This is a genomic window from Jeotgalicoccus meleagridis (assembly GCF_903994045.1).
In the GTDB taxonomy this organism is placed as follows: Bacteria; Bacillota; Bacilli; order Staphylococcales; family Salinicoccaceae; genus Jeotgalicoccus; species Jeotgalicoccus meleagridis.
Genome location: NZ_CAJEWD010000008.1, coordinates 843,825 through 860,732, shown reverse-complemented (window position 1 = coordinate 860,732; position 16,908 = coordinate 843,825). Strand labels below are relative to the sequence as shown.

Sequence of the window (16,908 nt, the reverse complement as noted above, 5' to 3'; positions counted from 1 at the left end):
CTCCTTAGTTTAAGTCCACACGTTTATTGAGTAATCTGTACGAAATGTCGACGATTAAGTTGACTAAAACAAAGACTACCGCAATGACTAAAATAGCGCCCTGAACGACAGGGAAGTCGCGTTGTAAAATTGAGTCGATAATCAAACGTCCTAGACCATTTATGGCAAAGACACTTTCAGTTAATACTGATCCTGCAAGGAAACTACCGAATTGGATACCAACGACGGTAATGACAGGAATTAGGGCATTCTTCAGTGCGTGGCGGAGAATAACTGAGCCTTCTTTAACACCTTTTGCTCTAGCAGTACGGATGTAATCTTGATCGATCACATCTAGCATTGAACTACGTGTCATACGTGCAATAATTGCTGCTCCAGCAGTACCAAGGGTAATGACTGGTAAAATGTTTTGTTCTAAGCTACCCCAACCAGTTGGTTTAAAGATTGGGAATTCAATAGCGAACCATTGGATTAACATTAAACCTAACCAGAAGTTCGGCATAGATAGTCCAAATAGTGCAATAACCATCATTGCAACGTCTTCAAATGTATATTTTCTAACAGCTGAAATAATCCCAACTAAAAGTCCCCAGAAAATACTGAAGATCATAGAGATGACTGACAGCTCAAGTGTAATCGCAAAACGTGCTTTGATATGGTCAAATACCGGGATGTTATCGCGGATTGAAGATCCAAAATCAAGTTGTACAACATTTCCTAAAAATCTAAAATACTGTTCGTAAAGTGGGTCATTTAACCCTAGTCTAGCTTCGATTGCTTTAACAGTTGCTTCAGGTGCACTTTCACCAGCCATGATGACTGCTGGGTTACCAGGAGTGAGGTGCATCAAACTGAACACGAGTATAGTTACCCCAAGTAGAACGGGAATCAGTTGAAGTAATCTTCGAATGATAAATTGTGTCATGATTTCCTCCTCCTATTTCTTAGCTTTCGGATCTAGCGCATCTCTCAAGCCGTCTCCAAATAAGTTAAATGCTAAAACGACAATAACAATCATGATACCAGGGAAGAATGTAATATGTGCTGCCTGATACATATAGTTACGTCCATCGTTTAGCATCGCACCCCATTCTGGTGTTGGTGGTTGTACACCAAGACCTAGGAAGGAAAGACCAGCTGCTGACAGAATTGCTGTAGCGATAAAGATTGTAGTGTTAACGATAATTGGTGACATGATATTCGGTAAAATATGTTGGAAAATAATCTTACCGTCACGTGCACCTAAAGCTCTTACTGCATCGACGTATTCGAGCTTTTTAGTCGTTAATGTAGACCCACGGACGATACGTGCAAATTGCGGTAAGGCACCGATTGCAATTGCGATAGTCACGTTGATTGTGCTACCACCTAGAACCGACACAATAGCAAGTGCTAAGAGGATACCAGGGAAAGCAAGTAAGATATCCATGAGACGCATGATTACAGTATCTACCCATCCACCGTAATAACCTGCGATAATTCCTATCGGCACACCGACAAGCGCTGCCATAAAGGTCGCTGCGAAGCCGACACCTAAAGTTATGTACATACCGTGTAGTATACGATAAAAAATATCACGTCCTAAGTGATCTGTTCCAAACCAATATTGGGCTGATGGCCCTAATAACTTATCAGTTAGGTTAGTGGCATTTGAGTTGACGCCTAAAAAATGATAGTTGGAATCCAGTGCTCCAAAAATCGATACGAAGAAGAAGAAAATCAAGACATAAAGCCCAACTAATGCAGCTTTATTTTTCTTTAACTTACTGAAGAAGTCTTTAAAATTCTCGACTCTACGATTAGCAGGTTTTTGAACTGGAACCTGACTCGGTTGAACATTAGACATTGAGTATAAACCCCCTCGTAAAAACTAAATATTAAGATAAATCACTGTATTTTTAGAAATACTATTTAATAATACATCGATGACTAGACTATAACAAGAAGATGCTTCATAAGTCTACACTTTTTAATGCCAACTTTCCTAAAATTGTACACAATTGAAAACGCTAACAGACTTAATAGAGCTGTTTTAAAGCGAGTAAATGAAATTTTATCTTGCTTATAAATAATTCCTAGTGGTACAATATGATTTAATTTAATACATAGTTTTTGGGTAGGAATTAAAAATAACATCGTGGAGGGGAACCATGAAATTATTTAAAATAAGTATTTTTATCTTAGGTTTAGTGTTTTTAAGTGCATGTACAGATGATTCAGCAATTTCTTCAGAAACAGAAGCGAGTGAAGGTGAAGAAGGAGGCGATTTAGTAGTCTCCTATCCAAGTGATGCCGGATCTCTTGATCCGGCTGGAGTGAATGATATGGCTTCAGACCAAAGAAGACAAGTTATCTATGAAGGTTTAATTAGTTTAGATGATAATTTGGAACCAGAAGGTTTACTAGCAGAGGATTTCAAACAAGTGGATGACACAACTTGGCACTTTACTTTAAAAGAGGGAGTAAAATTTCATGATGGCTCAAGTCTCACAGCAGATGCAGTAAAGGCAAGTATCGATAGAATTAAAGACCCAGCCATGGCATCATCACGTGCATACATATTCGATATGATTGACGAGGTCAATGTCATCGATGATTATACAGTTGAGATTAAAACTGGTGACACTTTTGCACCGCTCTTGTCTTATCTATCACATGATGGTGCGGGCATAATTTCAAAACAAGTAATTGATGAGGACTATCAAAATGCACTAAATGAAGCTGAGATAGATATGAGTTTAGAAGAATTCTACGCACTAAGAGAAGAAGGTGGAGAAAAATACACTGACATCGCCAAAAAGGTCAGTGAATATACAGGGACAATCGTTGAAGAAAAACCGACAGGGACAGGCTATATGAAATTTCAATCTCGTAGTCCTGGCGAAAAGGTCGTTGTTGAACGCTTCGATGAGTATTGGGGTGGTCCTGTCAATCTTGACACAGTGACTTTCAAAATCGTTACAGAAGATGCCTCTAGAATTGCGGAGTTAGAAAGTGGACAATCTCAACTGATCCAAGGTTTTGATGTAGGACAAGTTGAGCGCCTAGAAAGTAATCCAAATATTAATGTCTTACCTGTCTATAATATTTCAACTGAATTTGTCGGTATGAATACACAGAAAGGACCTTTAAAAGATAAGAGAGTCAGACAAGCGATTGGTCATTTAATTGATAAAGATAGCATTATGGAGGGTATCTACTTAAATATGGGACGTACTATGAAAGGTGCGATCCAAGAAGAAGTACTAGGCTATGATGAAAACTTAGAAGATCTTGAATACAATCCAAGTAAAGCAAAAACACTCTTAAAAGAAGCAGGTTATGAGGATGGCTTTGATCTTAAACTACTTACAAATGATGTGCCAGACAGGGTAGACATTGCAGTTTATCTTCAAGAAGAGTTAAAAACAGTCGATATTAATATTGAGATTGAGCAGTTGGAATGGGGCACATATTTAGAAGCGGTATCATCAGGAGAACAAGACTTATTCATTCTCGGCTGGCCGAATACGGTCGGTGACCCTGACCAAGGATTATGGCCAATCCTACACTCATCTATGTTAGGCAATGGAGGAAATCGCTTCTTCTTTGAAAATGAAGCGGTTGATCAACTGCTTGAAGAAGGTCGACGTGAATTGGATTCAAATAAACGAGCAGAAATTTATCAAGAAATTAATGAGATTTTAGTTGAAGAACAACCAGCAGTCTTTGTGAAGCAGGCAGAATATCCGAATGCCATGACTTCAAATGTTCACGGTTTAGAAATAGACCAGTTCGGTCATCCTGACTTTAGAAAAGTCACTTTGGATTGATTTCTACTATAATAATAAAACTTATCTTTGAATTATGAGCAAAACAGCTTGTATTTCCAATTCCGGGTGTTATAATATGAAATATTGAAAACCTAGTTCGGACATATGAATTAGTATTAGGAGGATAAGTGTTGAAATTATTTAGGTATCTCTTACTTGGTTTAGTTTTAATTGTGCTCAGTGCTTGTACTGATGATTCAGAAGTATTAGAAGAAGAAGCCAGTTCGTCTAATGAAAGTGGGGGAGATTTAGTTTCCTCTTACGCTACGGATGCAACATCATTAGATCCCGCTGGTCAAAATGATCTACCTTCAGATCAAAGAAGAAATGTTATCTATGAAGGCTTGTTTTACCTCGATGAAAATCTAGAGCCGCAGCCAAGACTTGCGACTGATTATGAGCAAAAAGATGATAACACTTGGGTCTTTAATTTAAGAGAAGGTGTTAAGTTTCATGATGGTACAGACTTTAATGCAGAAGCAGTAAAAGCGAGTTTTGAAAGAATTACTGATCCTGCAGTCGCATCAAGTCGTGCGAATATATTCGAAATGATTTCAGAGATTAACGTAATCGATGACTATACGCTTGAAATCGTGACAGAGTATCCTTTTGCACCTTTATTAAATTATTTAGCACATGATGGTGCAGGCATTGTTTCAAAAGCAGTTATTGATGAAGATTATCAAAATGCAATCGATAAAAGTGATTTAGATATTAGCTTAGACGAGTTTTATGAAAGCCGTGAAAAAGGTGGCGACGACTATGAGGAAATCGCTAATAAAGTTGGACAAAATGTTGGTGAAATAGTCGAACAAAAACCAATCGGTACGGGCTATATGAAATTCCAGTCTAGAACACCAGGTGAGAAAATTGTCGTTGAACGCTTTGATGACTATTGGGATGAACCTGAAAAACTAGATACTATTACCTTTAAAGTCGTTGTTGAAGATGCCTCTAGAATTGCTGAGTTAGAAAGTGGTCAATCTCACTTTATACAAGGCTTTGACAATGCTCAGTGGGACAGAATTGAGAACAGTCCAGATATGGAAACTTATCCTGTCTATAATTTATCTAATGAATATATAGGTATGAATACGACAAAAGGTCCTCTAGAGGATAAAAAAGTTAGACAAGCCATTGCACACATGGTCGATAAAGAAGCGATCATGGAAGGCATTTACTATGGCATTGGTCGTGAAATGAAGGGCGCAATTCAAGAAGAGATTCTCGGCTATAACGAAGATTTAGAAGACTTGGATTACGACCCAGAAAAAGCCAAAGAATTAATGAAAGAAGCGGGCTACGAGGATGGTTTTGATTTAACAATCATGACTAACGATTCTCCTGAGCGTGTAGATTTAGCAGTATTCATGCAAGAAGAGCTTAAGAAAATAGGAATTAATCTGGAAATTGAACAGCTTGAGTGGGGTGCTTACCTTGAAGCTGTGTCTAATGGAGAACATGATCTGTTCCTTCTAGGTTGGCCGAACCCAGTTGGAGATCCAGACCAATCATTCTGGCCTTTAGTGCATTCATCTATGCAAGGTTCTGGCGGAAATAGATCCTTCTATGAAAATGAAGAAGTGGATCAATTATTAGAACAAGGGCGCCAAGAACAAGATGAAGACAAACGTGCAGAAATTTATCAAGAAGTCGATAAAATTCTAATCGAAGATCAGCCATTTGTATCGATACGTCAAGCACAAAGTGCCAATGCAGCAAGAACTGAAGTTGAAGGCTTAGAAATAAATAACTTCAATAAACCTGACTTTAGAAATGTGACTATTAATGAATAGATAGATATTTTAAAAATGAGACAAAGTTCTAAGATAATCAAATAATACAGGATTGTACTTTAAAAGCCGTACGTTAGACTTCTAGGGGAATAGCATCCGGCGTGAGACTACAGGCTCACGCGATGCCCCTGAAAAGATAACGTACGGCTTAATTATGTAAGAAGACAGTATTGTTCCAGACTCTTTTAATGCTTATACTTCTATTTTATATGTTTTCGCTATACAATTTATATATATAAGAAATTAGGCGGTGTCATTATGAGTCAGTGGTATAGAATTGATAACACGGGTAAAATTTTTCATGCCGTGTCAAGCTCATCTAACTCTGCAGTCTTTAGGGTATCAATGGTCTTAACTGAAATGATAGACCCAGTAATACTACAGGATGCTCTAGATGTGGTCGCTACCCGCTTCCCTAGTTTGATGTTGAGAGTTAGAAAAGGGCTCTTCTGGGATTTCCTAGAACAAAATGATGCCATTTTAGAAGTGAAAAAAGAAACAGATTACCCTTGTGCACCTATAGAAAGACAAGAAAATAATGCATATTTGATCCGAGTGCTCTATTTTAATAATCGCATTTCCGTAGAAGTATTCCATTCTTTAACAGATGGTGGTGGGGCAGAGGCTTTTATCAAAACATTAACCTATCAATATTTGAAACTTAAAGGGAATGAACTTACACCAGATGAATCGATTATGTTGCCATCTGAAGAGCCTTTAGATGAAGAAGTAGAGGATAGTTTCGTGAGATATGCAACTGATTCTCGCTTAAAAGGTTTGTCAGCTAAGGATCCAAAATCTTATCAAATTTTAGGGACACCTTTAAGCCCGAGAGGTATTAATCTTGTGCAAGGTCAAATGGCTTCAAAAGCCTTAAATACTTATGCTAAAAGCCGAGGAACATCCTTAACTGGATTGTTAACAAGTGTCTTAATACAGACGATTTTTCAACAAAGACATGGTATAAATGAATCGGAAATTGTCACAGTCGCTATTCCTGTCAGTCTAAGAAAAGCTTTTCCTTCCAGAACGATAAGGAATTTTTTCTCGGTATCGAATATATCAGTTAGAGTCACTGAAGAAACGAGCATGGATGATATAATCAAAGAGGTGACTGATCAACTTATCCAAAAAACAGAGAAGTCTTATTTACAAGAAGGAATCGATCGCTTCTTTTCTTTTCAAAAGAATCCTTTTTTAAGAATTGTGCCAGTTTTTATTAAGTATCCGATTATGAGATTTGCCTTTAACTGGGCAGGAGAAAGTAGAAAGACTTTAACACTTACGAATTTAGGAAATGTGAAACTACCGGATTCTATGAGACCCTATGTCAAATACATGGACATTGTGCTTTATCCAACTAAAAAAAGTCCGATTAACTGTGGTGTAGCAACAGTCAATGACACCTTCACTATCACTTTCGCTAGAGCTATAGAAGAGAATGATTTAATTAAAGAATTTTTTAAAAATATTAGTCATATGACTGGACTCAAAGTCACGGTACAATCAAATGAATGGGGTGAGTAAATGAACCACTGCCCTGATTGTGAAATCGATACAAGACAAAATTCTTGTCCACTATGCCATCAACTCTTGTCTATTGAGAGCCTTCCAGAAGATCAACGTGCTTATCCGCGCTACGATCAAAAGTTGTATAAGATGAAGGATAGGTTGGCAAACCTAGCAATACTTGGTGGTATCCTCGCAACAGTCATTTGTCTATTAATCAATATCATAGTCATGCCGCATTTTTTATGGGTATTCTATGTAGCAGTTGCGATTTTCTACCTATTAATATCATTAAACCATACAATTCTTTCACCAGGTCATCTTGGGGGCAAAATTATTGCTCAAGTAATCAGTTTGACGATCTTGTTATTGGTCATTGATTATATGTCAGGTTCGCTTATGTGGTCCATTAATTACGTTGTACCACTATTAATTTTAGCAGGGATCCTCTTGATGTGTATTATGATTTTAAGAGTGAGAATGAACTGGACAAGTTATATCAGTTTCTTACTTTTGATGATTGTTTTTGGTTTTTTACCTTTAATCTTATATTTCTTTGGCTTGGTCGATGTCTTATGGCCAGCAGTTTCTACTGCATCATTTGGCTTAGCTGCCTTCATCGCGATGTTACTCATCGCCAACCAAAGTTTTATGACCCAGCTTACGCGTAGATTTCACTTATAAATGACAGGAGGCAGCAGATGAAAATATTATTTAGGATATTCACAACACTCACTGCAACAATTGGGATTTTCACTTATATTTATAGAGCAGTGTTTGTCAATCACCGAAGTGTCGGCAGTGAATTGGCAGAAGATGTCATACGAGTCGCAACGTTTACACGTGAGGACGATACTGAAGAATTTTTAGACAATAAACTGCTTGAAAACAGGAGAGAATATGAGCTTCCAAGAGCAATTTTTCAAACCGATATAAAAGAACATATGCTCGGTGATATGAAAGTATTTACAGTTAATGCAGATGAGAAAAGAGGCAAACTTCGTGTCTTGTACTTACACGGGGGTGGATACATTAATCAGCCATCACCTTTTCATTGGCGCTTTATATCAAAACTTGTAGAGGAAACAGAATTGGAATTTATCGTTCCCATCTATCCTAAGGCACCTGAATATACTTATATAGAGGCTTATGAGGAAACTTTAAAATTATATAAAGAGATGTTAAAAGATGGCGAGAATATCGTGATTGCTGGTGATTCAGCTGGTGGTGGTCTGACAATAGGCTTTGTCCAGTACTTAAAAGCATTAGGCTTACCATTACCGCTGGCTCAAGTTGTGATTTGTCCATGGATGGATATCAGTTTAGAAAATCCTGAAATTAAGGATTATATGGAAATTGAACCAATGCTAAAAGTGGATCGTTTGAAAAAAGTCGGTCATATTTGGGCGGGCGATGATGGTCTTAAAAACTATAAAGTTTCACCTCTTTTCGGGGAGGTCAATGATTTGCCTAAAATCTATATTTTTTCTGGTACGAGAGATGTGTTATTACCAGACATCAGAAAGTATGTGGACAAACTTCAAGAAGAAAGTGTCGATTTTGACTACTTTGAATTTGAAGAGCAAAATCACATCTTCCCTTTGTATCCTATTAAAGAAGGGATTACTGCTCGAAAAATGATTGGAAATATTATACTGGAATATGTTTAAACAACCGGAGCATGCTCTGGTTGTTTTTTACTAATAATTATTAGAAAATTTAAAAAGTTAGCGTTTTCATATTTGGGAATAACTGTTACAATTTACTTATAACTAACAAAAAGGGGGATGAATATGAAATTTAACAAGTACTTGGTACTGATTTTAGGAGCAAGTTTATTTCTAACAGCATGTGGCGATGATTCTGGTGATGAAGGGGCAACAGAAGAATCAAGCGAAAGTGATGGAGCGAGTTTAGAGACTAATATTGTCACCATTGCAACAGGTGGATCTTCAGGTCCCTATAACATTATTGCAACGACTTTAGCAGAGGGCTACAGTAAAGAGTTTGACGTAAACTCTAGAACTCAGACTACTGGTGCATCAGCAGAGAACTTGAACTTAATGAAAGATGAGAAGGCTGAAATGGCCTTTGTTATGAGTGATGCTTTAGTCCAAGCTGTTAACGGGGAAGAGACTTTTGAAGAACCAATAGAAAACGTCCAACAGATTGGTGCTTTATATCCTAACTATGTTCAGTTAATTTCTACACAAGATGCAGGCATTGAAAGTGTTGAAGATCTAAAAGGAAAACGGGTTGCTGTAGGTGACCAAAACTCTGGAGTGGAAATCGCAACACGTGCAGTACTAGAAGCGCATGATATGTCATACGATGATATCGAAGTCGATTATCTTGGCTATGCTGAAGCCTCTGAAGCAATGCGCAGTGGTCAACTGGATGCGGCATTCCTAACAAGTGGTTTACCGAACGCTTCTGTTATGGAATTACAAAACTCAGTAGACTTGAAGATTGTTCCAATTGAAGCTGAAGCGGTAGAAGTGTTAAGTGAAGATGCTGACTACTTTGAAGCCTTAGAAATCCCAGCTGATACATACGGGAATGAAGAGGCAGTGCCGACTGTTGCAATTATGAATGCTTTAGTCGTACGTTCTGACTTAAGTGAAGATGACGTCTATAACTTAACTAAATATCTATTTGAAAACTTGGAAGGGCTGACAAACGCTCACCAAGCAGCCAATGATATTAATGTGGAGACAGCAGAAGAAAGCTCAGTCATTGAGCTACACCCAGGTGCACAGAAGTACTACGATGAACAATAAATTTAAATTAATTATTATAGGGAGCATTATTCTTATGCTCCTTTTCATCTTCTTTTATAAAAAGGAAACTCTAGTGATAGAAAGTGATACAAGAAACGATATCTATCTTCCTATAGAAACTTTTGAACTTCATTGGATTCACTCTATAGAAAAAGAAGAATGGTATGAAGTATATACGATAGTAGATCAGGAATTACTTCTCGAAGAGACATATTTCAAAACCTTTGGAGCAGGTGTTCCAAATGAATCAGACACAACTGCAGAAGTTACAGAAGACGGTTTTGTGAAATACACTGTTAACGATAAGTATCCAAATTTATATTTAAATGTCTCAGATAATGTTCAAACAAAGATAGTCCAAGGGGATCAGGAAATATTATTGTACGAAATTTATGAACCGTATACTGCAGTAGAGATTTCCGTAGAGTACATACCTTTGATCAAGCGTATACTGGGAGGTAATTATGAAGAAAAAAGATGACGTTGATGTTATTCACGATGAAGATTTTATTCCTGATGAACAAGAGATTCAAGAAATTCAAGAGAAATTTGATAAGGAATCAAGAACAAGAAATTTTTCGAATAAGCAAGTTGTCTTAGTAGTATCTATCGTTGCGGTCTTGTATTCTCTGTTTCACTTATACATGGTATTTAATCCAATGCCAGCACTGCAACAACGTTCCATTCACGTCGCAGTCGGTTTAGCTTTAGTTTATATGATTTACCCGATGTTTAAAAAACAGGATAGAGCGAAACTGCCAATACTTGACTGGTTTTTAGCCTTAGTCAGTCTCTTTACAGCAGGCTATATTCTCATAGAATACAACGCCATAGTAACTGAACGAGGTGGGATTCCAAATACTATGGACATCATTATGGCCATCGTGACAGTTGTCTTGATTTTAGAGGCAGCTAGAAGGGTAACGGGTTGGATATTGCCAATACTGGCTTTAATCTTTCTCTCTTATCCTTTCTTCAGTCACATGGAATTTCTTCCAAATATGATGATGACCAGACCATTTGATATCGGAGATATATTTGGCCAACTTTATTTAAAGACTGAAGGGTTGTATTCCACAGCTATTGGAGCGTCTGTGAACTTTATCTTCCTCTTTATTCTCTTTGGAGCTTTCCTACAAAAGTCAGGTATGGGTCAATTCTTTAATGACTTAGCGATGGCGATTGCAGGGGCAAATAAAGGGGGACCAGCTAAGGTCGCTGTTGTTTCAAGTGGCTTTATGGGGAGTATCAACGGAGCGGCTGTTGCTAACGTTGTAAGTACCGGTGCTTTTACTATTCCTCTAATGAAGAAAGTCGGTTACAACAAAAACTTTGCAGGTGCCGTCGAAGCAAGTGCCTCAGTCGGAGGACAAATTTTACCACCGATTATGGGTGCGAGTGCTTTTATCATGGCAGAAACAACAGGGATTAACTATGGAACTATTGCTTTAGCAGCACTTTTCCCAGCTTTACTATATTATTTTGCAGTTATCATGCAAGTGCATTATAGAGCCGGTAAAAGTGACTTAAAAGGAATACCTAGATCAGATTTACCTAGAATTAAAGAGGTTATGAAAGAAAGAGGACACCTGTTAATACCTTTGGTTGGTTTAATCGTCATGTTATTTTTAAATATGCCAATACCAAGAGCAGCTATCTATACGATTTTCTTAACAGTGATTGTAGCGACATTTAGAAAGACAACTAGAATGTCACTGAAAGATATCGGGCAAGCCATGGCAATGGGTGCTCAGCAATCCTTATCAGTAATGATCGCCTGTGCGGTAGTTGGAATCATCATTGGAGTCGTTTCACTTACAAGTTTTGGTGCGATTATGACTTCTGCAATTGCAGGTCTAGGTGGAGGGTCTCTACTACTGACGCTCTTCTTTACAATGATTGCATCAATGGTACTTGGAATGGGGCTACCTTCAATTCCAGCTTATATCATTACAGCAACAATGGCTGCACCAGCTTTAGCTGAATTCGGAGTACCGATTTTAGTTGCGCATATGTTCGTTTTCTATTTTGGAATCTTTGCCAACGTAACGCCACCTGTTGCTTTAGCAGCCTTTGCAGGTGCGGGTATCGCGGACGGGGATCCAATGAAGACAGGCTTCCAAGCATTAAAACTATCATTAGCTGGCTTTTTGATACCATTTATCTTTGTCTTCGAACCATCTATGTTACTCATTGATATTGAAGGCTTGATGACCAATGCGAGAGAATATCCGTTATCATCGCTGTGGGACACGGCAGTAGTGGTGATTTCTACGATAATAGGTTTAATTGCTCTAGCAGCAGGTTTAGAAGGATTTTTCAAAACGCATGTCAATGTGATTTCAAGAGTTATCTTGATTATTTCAGCAATCATGCTGGTCATTCCTGAACCATTTACTGATGTGATTGGTTTATCAATTGCTATAGTGATGTTCATTTTAAATTACCTGAAGTGGAAGAAGAATGCAGCTGTTGCTTCTTAAAATAAATATATAAAATTGTGCTAATATTCTAAAATAAATGTTGTGGGAATTTCATTTATAGTGTAAAATTCAGAATATTAAAAGAAGTGACTTAACTTCTCGAAAAATAGGGGGTTTCAAATGAAAAAGTTTAGCTTAATGACTTTACTCGGTGTATTATTACTCGTATTAGCAGCTTGTAGTGACGACAGTGATGTTGATGAAGCTACAGGCGGCGGTGAAGAAGCTGGTAGCGAAGGCGGTACAATGACCTTAGCCATTCCTGCTGATGCAGTATCGATGGACCCACATGGTAGTAATGATGTGCCATCAGAACAAATTCGTGACACGATTTATGAACCGTTAGTTACACAAGATGAAAATTTTGAACTTGTACCAGTACTTGCGGAAGAATATGAACAAATTGATGATACAACATGGGAATTCAAATTACGTGAAGGTGTGACTTTCCATGATGGCTCAGAGTTTAATGCTGAAGTTGTTAAGGCAAACTTAGAACGTGTTCTAGATCCTGCTAAAGCATCAGCAAGAGCTTTCTTATTTGAAATGGTAAGTGAAGTTAATGTCATTGATGACTACACAGTGCAAGTAGTGACAGAATATCCATACGCACCTTTAATCAATAACTTTACGCACGGTGCAGGTAAAATGATTTCTAAAGAACTTATCGATAAAGACTACCAAAATGCACTTGATAAAGCAGGTAGCGATGTTTCTTTAGAAGAGTACTATGACTTAAGAGCAGAGGGCGGAGAAGAACATGAAGCTGTTGCTAACGAAATCAGTTCTTACGTTGGTGAACTAGTTGAAAGTGAGCCAGTTGGAACAAACTACTTCAAATTCGAAAGCCGTTCTCCAGGTGAAGTGACTTCTGTTGTAAGAAATGATGACTACTGGGGAGAAGAAACTGCTAAACTTGATGGCGTAGATTTCAAAGTTGTGTCAGAGCCAGGTTCTAGACTTGCAGAACTTGAATCTGGTACATCAGATGCTATCTTAGCAACACTATCTTCTAACATTGAAAGAGTGGATAGTAATCCAGACGTTACACTACAAAGACAAGAATCAGTATCAATTGACTATATTGGATTTAACACAGAAAAAGAACCATTTAATGATCCGAAAGTACGCCAAGCAATTACACATGCTTTCGATAGTGAAGCAGTTCTAGAAGGTGTTTATAACGGTTCAGGTCAACCAGCTGTTGCACCATTAGCACCAGGAGTTCTTGGATACTCTGAAGATCTTGAAGGTCGAGAATACGATATGGACAAGGCTCAACAATTACTTGATGAAGCAGGCGTTGAAGACTTGACGATTAATCTAATGGTTAATGATGACAACCCAGAACGTGTAGACGTTGCTTTATGGTTACAAGAATCATTAAGTGAATTAGGTATTACTGTTAATGTTGAACAAGTTGAGTGGGGTGCATACCTCGAAGCAACTGGTGCAGGGGAACATGATATGTTCATATTAGGTTGGTCAAACTCAACAGGTGACCCGGACAATGGTATCTCACCATTATTCCACTCTGACAATATCGGAGCTGACGGTAACCGTTCATTCTATAACAACCCTGAATTAGATAGTCTTCTAGATCAGGCACGTCAAGAATCTGACGAAGAAAAACGTGGAGAAATGTATACTGAAGCTCAACAGATATTAGTAGATGATGCACCGGCAATCTTTATCCGCCACGGTGAAAACTTAAATGCTTATAACAACAATGTAGAGAACTTCCAAGGAGATTCTTACAATATCTTTGACTTTAGAGAAACAACAATTCAATAAAATTACTTTATGCTTTGAGGCCTAGTGACTAGGCTTCAAAGCATTTTTTGTTTGGTTAAAAGCCGGCGAATATTTTGAAAGCGCTTTAAAAAGTGCAGTGACAGTGTTATAGTGTTTAGCGATAGGAATTTTGGAAATTAAAGTGAAAATATTTCCAAAATTTCATCTTGTAAGTAAAATTCTTTTAATGTAACATTAGAAGAGTGAAATTTTAAGACTCAAAATAGTCTAAAAATTTAAAATTTAATAGGAGGAAATACATAATGAAACGTATGAAGCACTTTTTTACGTTGACTATGGCAGTAATGTTTGCATTAGTATTAGCAGCATGTACTAGCGATAGCGAAGTTGATCCTGCAGCAGAAGAAGGATCAGCAGAAGGTACACCTAGTGGTGGACAAGATCTTGTTATCTCAGAAATGAGTGACGTTGTATCACTTGACCCACACGGTAATAACGACGTTCCATCATCAAACGTGCGTTATAACATTTATGATAGCTTGACTCAGCTTAATGCTGATATGGAAGTTGAACCAGGACTTGCAACAGAATGGGAACAAGTTGATGACAATACATGGAGCTTTACACTTCGTGACGACGTAACTTTCCACGATGGGACTCCATTTAATGCAGAAGCAGTTGTGGCAAACTTAAATCGTGTCTTAGACCCAGCAATGGCGTCACCACGTATGTTCTTATTCGAAATGATTACAGATGTAGAAGCGGTGGATGAGCACACAGTTGAAATTACAACTGAATATCCATTTGCACCACTACTTGCACACCTTGCACACGATGGTGGTGGAATGATCAGTAAAGATGTTATCGATGCTGACTACCAACAAGCACTAGACGCTGCAGGTGAAGATATGACTGTAGAAGAATATTATGAATTACGTGATAACGGAGAAGCAGAAGAAGTACAAGATGCTATTTCTTCAGAATTAGGTAAATACGTTACTGAAAACCCAGTAGGTACGGGTTCATTTAAACTTCAGTCACGTTCACCTGGTGAAGATGTTGTCCTTGAACGTAATGATGATTTCTATGGTGAAGCGGCGAAATTAGATACGGTAACATTTAAAGTTGTTCCAGAAACAGCATCACGTATCGCTGAAATTGAATCAGGTACTTCACACATTGCTGGTGCAGTTGAATCAAGCAACGTTGAACGTATTAGTAACGGAGAAAACACAGTACTTGATGAAACTGAATCTATGTCACTTTCATACATCGGTTTCAACACTGAAAAAGAACCATTAAACGATGAAAAAGTTCGTCAAGCTATCTCATATGGTATCGACAGACAATCAATCATCGATGGTGTGTATGATGGTGTCGGAATTCCAGCAGCAGGACCACTTGCACCAGGCGTCTTCGGTTATGACGAAAACGTTGAAGGAATCTCATACGATCCAGAAAAAGCGAAAGAATTGCTAGCAGAAGCAGGTTATGAAGATGGCTTAGACCTTACAATTTGGACTAACGATTCTCCAGAACGTGTGAACACAGCAGTTTATCTACAAGAATCACTTAAGGAAATTGGTGTTAATCTAACAGTTGAACAACTTGAGTGGGGTGCATACTTAGAGCAAACAGCAGAAGGTAACCACGACATGTTTATCCTTGGTTGGTCAACAGTAACAGGTGATGCTGACTATGCAACTTATCCATTATTCCACTCATCAATGAAAGGGGATCCGGGTAACCGTTCATTCCTAGAAGATGAGGAAATTGATTCATTATTAGAAGCAGGACGTCAGGAAACTGATGAAGAAAAACGTCTTGAAATCTATTCAGAACTTCAAGAGAAATTGGTTGATGTAGCACCTATGGCTTACATTCACCACCAAAACTACCTAACAGGTGTAAACTCAGCTGTTCAAGGCTTCTCAGTAGATGCCCAAGGTATTTATCAATTGGATGATGTAACAATAGAAGAATAGTACGATGAAAACCCGAAAATCCTAGGATTTTCGGGTTTTTCTTTATATGGATAGAGGATTGGTGCCGGAATTTATATTAAAATTCGAATTCGATGTCTGATATATGGTTTTATCGGACGTCGTCGAAAGTTCGATGACCGATATCTCTCTTTATCGGCCATCGAGGAAATGACGACGTCACGCAAACAGCTTTGCGCGCCATCGAGGAAACGACGACGTCACGCAAACGGCTTTGCGCGCCATCGAGGAAACGACGACGTCACACAAACGGCTTTGCGTGCCATCGAGGAGACGACGACGTCACACAAATGGCTTTGCGCGCCATCGAGAAAATGACGACGTCACACAAACCAGCTTTTTCTGATTATTTTCAATATAAAACGAGAATGGTATAATGACAAGTAAGAATAATTATAGGTGAATATAATGAAGAGATTAATTTTATTGGTAAGTGTCTTGGCCTTAACTGCGTGTGGTGGGGAAAAGAGCCAAGTTGAGAAAGATTTAGATAATATCAATGCTGAAATTGAAGAACTTGAAGATCAGATTAATACAATTCAAGGGGACAACAAAGAACTTCAACAAAAAGTAGATGCTAAGGAGTCTGACCTTGAGGAATTAGAAGCAGAGTATGAAGAAACGGTAAGTGACGACCAAGACCAAGATGAAAATCAAGATCAAAACCAAGATGAGTCCGAGTCTGATGAATCAGCACAAGAAGATAGTTCAAGCGAGCAAGACAAAGGACAAGAAGACACAGAAGAAAGTGAAGCGTAAGTATCCAATAA

The 16,908-nt window shown here is 38.1% G+C and carries 13 protein-coding genes; 11 read left to right on the top strand and 2 right to left on the bottom strand.

Annotation, left to right across the window (positions count from 1 at the left end; translation table 11 throughout):
- Positions 1 to 4 precede the first annotated feature (4 nt).
- Complete coding sequence (locus tag JEOSCH030_RS09900) at positions 5 to 925, bottom strand: ABC transporter permease (RefSeq protein ID WP_185126474.1); 921 nt, start codon at positions 923 to 925, stop codon at positions 5 to 7.
- Positions 926 to 937: 12 nt separating this feature from the next.
- Entirely contained in the window at positions 938 to 1,846 is a 909-nt protein-coding gene (locus JEOSCH030_RS09895; RefSeq protein WP_185126473.1) for an ABC transporter permease, read from the bottom strand.
- Positions 1,847 to 2,150: 304 nt separating this feature from the next.
- Between JEOSCH030_RS09895 and JEOSCH030_RS09890 the strand changes: the two genes are divergently transcribed.
- The 11 genes from JEOSCH030_RS09890 to JEOSCH030_RS09840 all read left to right on the top strand — a co-directional run bounded on the left by JEOSCH030_RS09890 (position 2,151) and on the right by JEOSCH030_RS09840 (position 16,897).
- Positions 2,151 to 3,812 (top strand): ABC transporter substrate-binding protein, encoded by a 1,662-nt coding sequence (locus JEOSCH030_RS09890; protein ID WP_185126472.1) that lies wholly within the window; start codon positions 2,151 to 2,153, stop codon positions 3,810 to 3,812.
- A 128-nt stretch (positions 3,813 to 3,940) separates the two neighbouring features.
- On the top strand, positions 3,941 to 5,608 hold the full coding sequence (locus tag JEOSCH030_RS09885; RefSeq protein WP_185126471.1) for a glutathione ABC transporter substrate-binding protein: 1,668 nt from the start codon (positions 3,941 to 3,943) through the stop codon (positions 5,606 to 5,608).
- Between the two features lie 258 nt (positions 5,609 to 5,866).
- Positions 5,867 to 7,135 carry an alcohol acetyltransferase gene (locus tag JEOSCH030_RS09880; RefSeq protein WP_185126470.1) on the top strand — a complete coding sequence of 423 codons (1,269 nt, stop codon included), beginning with the start codon at positions 5,867 to 5,869 and terminating at the stop codon, positions 7,133 to 7,135.
- Positions 7,136 to 7,801, top strand: coding sequence for a DUF6320 domain-containing protein (locus JEOSCH030_RS09875; RefSeq protein ID WP_185126469.1), 666 nt, complete (start codon positions 7,136 to 7,138; stop codon positions 7,799 to 7,801).
- 17 nt (positions 7,802 to 7,818) lie between these two features.
- Entirely contained in the window at positions 7,819 to 8,787 is a 969-nt protein-coding gene (locus JEOSCH030_RS09870) for an alpha/beta hydrolase (RefSeq protein WP_185126468.1), read from the top strand.
- Between the two features lie 117 nt (positions 8,788 to 8,904).
- Positions 8,905 to 9,897, top strand: a complete 993-nt coding sequence (locus tag JEOSCH030_RS09865; protein ID WP_407929471.1) for a TAXI family TRAP transporter solute-binding subunit — start codon at positions 8,905 to 8,907, stop codon at positions 9,895 to 9,897.
- The gene (locus JEOSCH030_RS09860; protein ID WP_185126466.1) at positions 9,887 to 10,378 is read left to right on the top strand and encodes a DUF1850 domain-containing protein; all 492 of its coding nucleotides are present in this window, start codon (positions 9,887 to 9,889) and stop codon (positions 10,376 to 10,378) included. Before JEOSCH030_RS09865 ends, JEOSCH030_RS09860 begins: the two co-directional genes overlap by 11 nt.
- Entirely contained in the window at positions 10,362 to 12,380 is a 2,019-nt protein-coding gene (locus JEOSCH030_RS09855) for a TRAP transporter permease (protein WP_185126465.1), read from the top strand. Before JEOSCH030_RS09860 ends, JEOSCH030_RS09855 begins: the two co-directional genes overlap by 17 nt.
- 120 nt (positions 12,381 to 12,500) lie before the next feature.
- The gene (locus tag JEOSCH030_RS09850; protein WP_185126464.1) at positions 12,501 to 14,174 is read left to right on the top strand and encodes a glutathione ABC transporter substrate-binding protein; all 1,674 of its coding nucleotides are present in this window, start codon (positions 12,501 to 12,503) and stop codon (positions 14,172 to 14,174) included.
- Between the two features lie 263 nt (positions 14,175 to 14,437).
- Positions 14,438 to 16,120 (top strand): glutathione ABC transporter substrate-binding protein, encoded by a 1,683-nt coding sequence (locus JEOSCH030_RS09845; RefSeq protein WP_185126463.1) that lies wholly within the window; start codon positions 14,438 to 14,440, stop codon positions 16,118 to 16,120.
- A gap of 426 nt (positions 16,121 to 16,546) precedes the next feature.
- On the top strand, positions 16,547 to 16,897 hold the full coding sequence (locus JEOSCH030_RS09840) for a hypothetical protein (protein ID WP_185126462.1): 351 nt from the start codon (positions 16,547 to 16,549) through the stop codon (positions 16,895 to 16,897).
- The last annotated feature ends 11 nt before the right edge of the window (positions 16,898 to 16,908 follow it).

Bases quoted from the DNA above. Each gene is read 5' to 3' on its own strand.
- JEOSCH030_RS09900 (WP_185126474.1), bottom strand. From the start codon at position 925: ATGACACAATTTATCATTCGAAGATTACTTCAACTGATTCCCGTTCTA.
- JEOSCH030_RS09895 (WP_185126473.1), bottom strand. From the start codon at position 1,846: ATGTCTAATGTTCAACCGAGTCAGGTTCCAGTTCAAAAACCTGCTAAT.
- JEOSCH030_RS09890 (WP_185126472.1), top strand. From the start codon at position 2,151: ATGAAATTATTTAAAATAAGTATTTTTATCTTAGGTTTAGTGTTTTTA.
- JEOSCH030_RS09880 (WP_185126470.1), top strand. From the start codon at position 5,867: ATGAGTCAGTGGTATAGAATTGATAACACGGGTAAAATTTTTCATGCC.
- JEOSCH030_RS09875 (WP_185126469.1), top strand. From the start codon at position 7,136: ATGAACCACTGCCCTGATTGTGAAATCGATACAAGACAAAATTCTTGT.
- JEOSCH030_RS09870 (WP_185126468.1), top strand. From the start codon at position 7,819: ATGAAAATATTATTTAGGATATTCACAACACTCACTGCAACAATTGGG.
- JEOSCH030_RS09865 (WP_407929471.1), top strand. From the start codon at position 8,905: ATGAATATGAAATTTAACAAGTACTTGGTACTGATTTTAGGAGCAAGT.
- JEOSCH030_RS09860 (WP_185126466.1), top strand. From the start codon at position 9,887: ATGAACAATAAATTTAAATTAATTATTATAGGGAGCATTATTCTTATG.
- JEOSCH030_RS09855 (WP_185126465.1), top strand. From the start codon at position 10,362: ATGAAGAAAAAAGATGACGTTGATGTTATTCACGATGAAGATTTTATT.
- JEOSCH030_RS09850 (WP_185126464.1), top strand. From the start codon at position 12,501: ATGAAAAAGTTTAGCTTAATGACTTTACTCGGTGTATTATTACTCGTA.
- JEOSCH030_RS09845 (WP_185126463.1), top strand. From the start codon at position 14,438: ATGAAACGTATGAAGCACTTTTTTACGTTGACTATGGCAGTAATGTTT.
- JEOSCH030_RS09840 (WP_185126462.1), top strand. From the start codon at position 16,547: ATGAAGAGATTAATTTTATTGGTAAGTGTCTTGGCCTTAACTGCGTGT.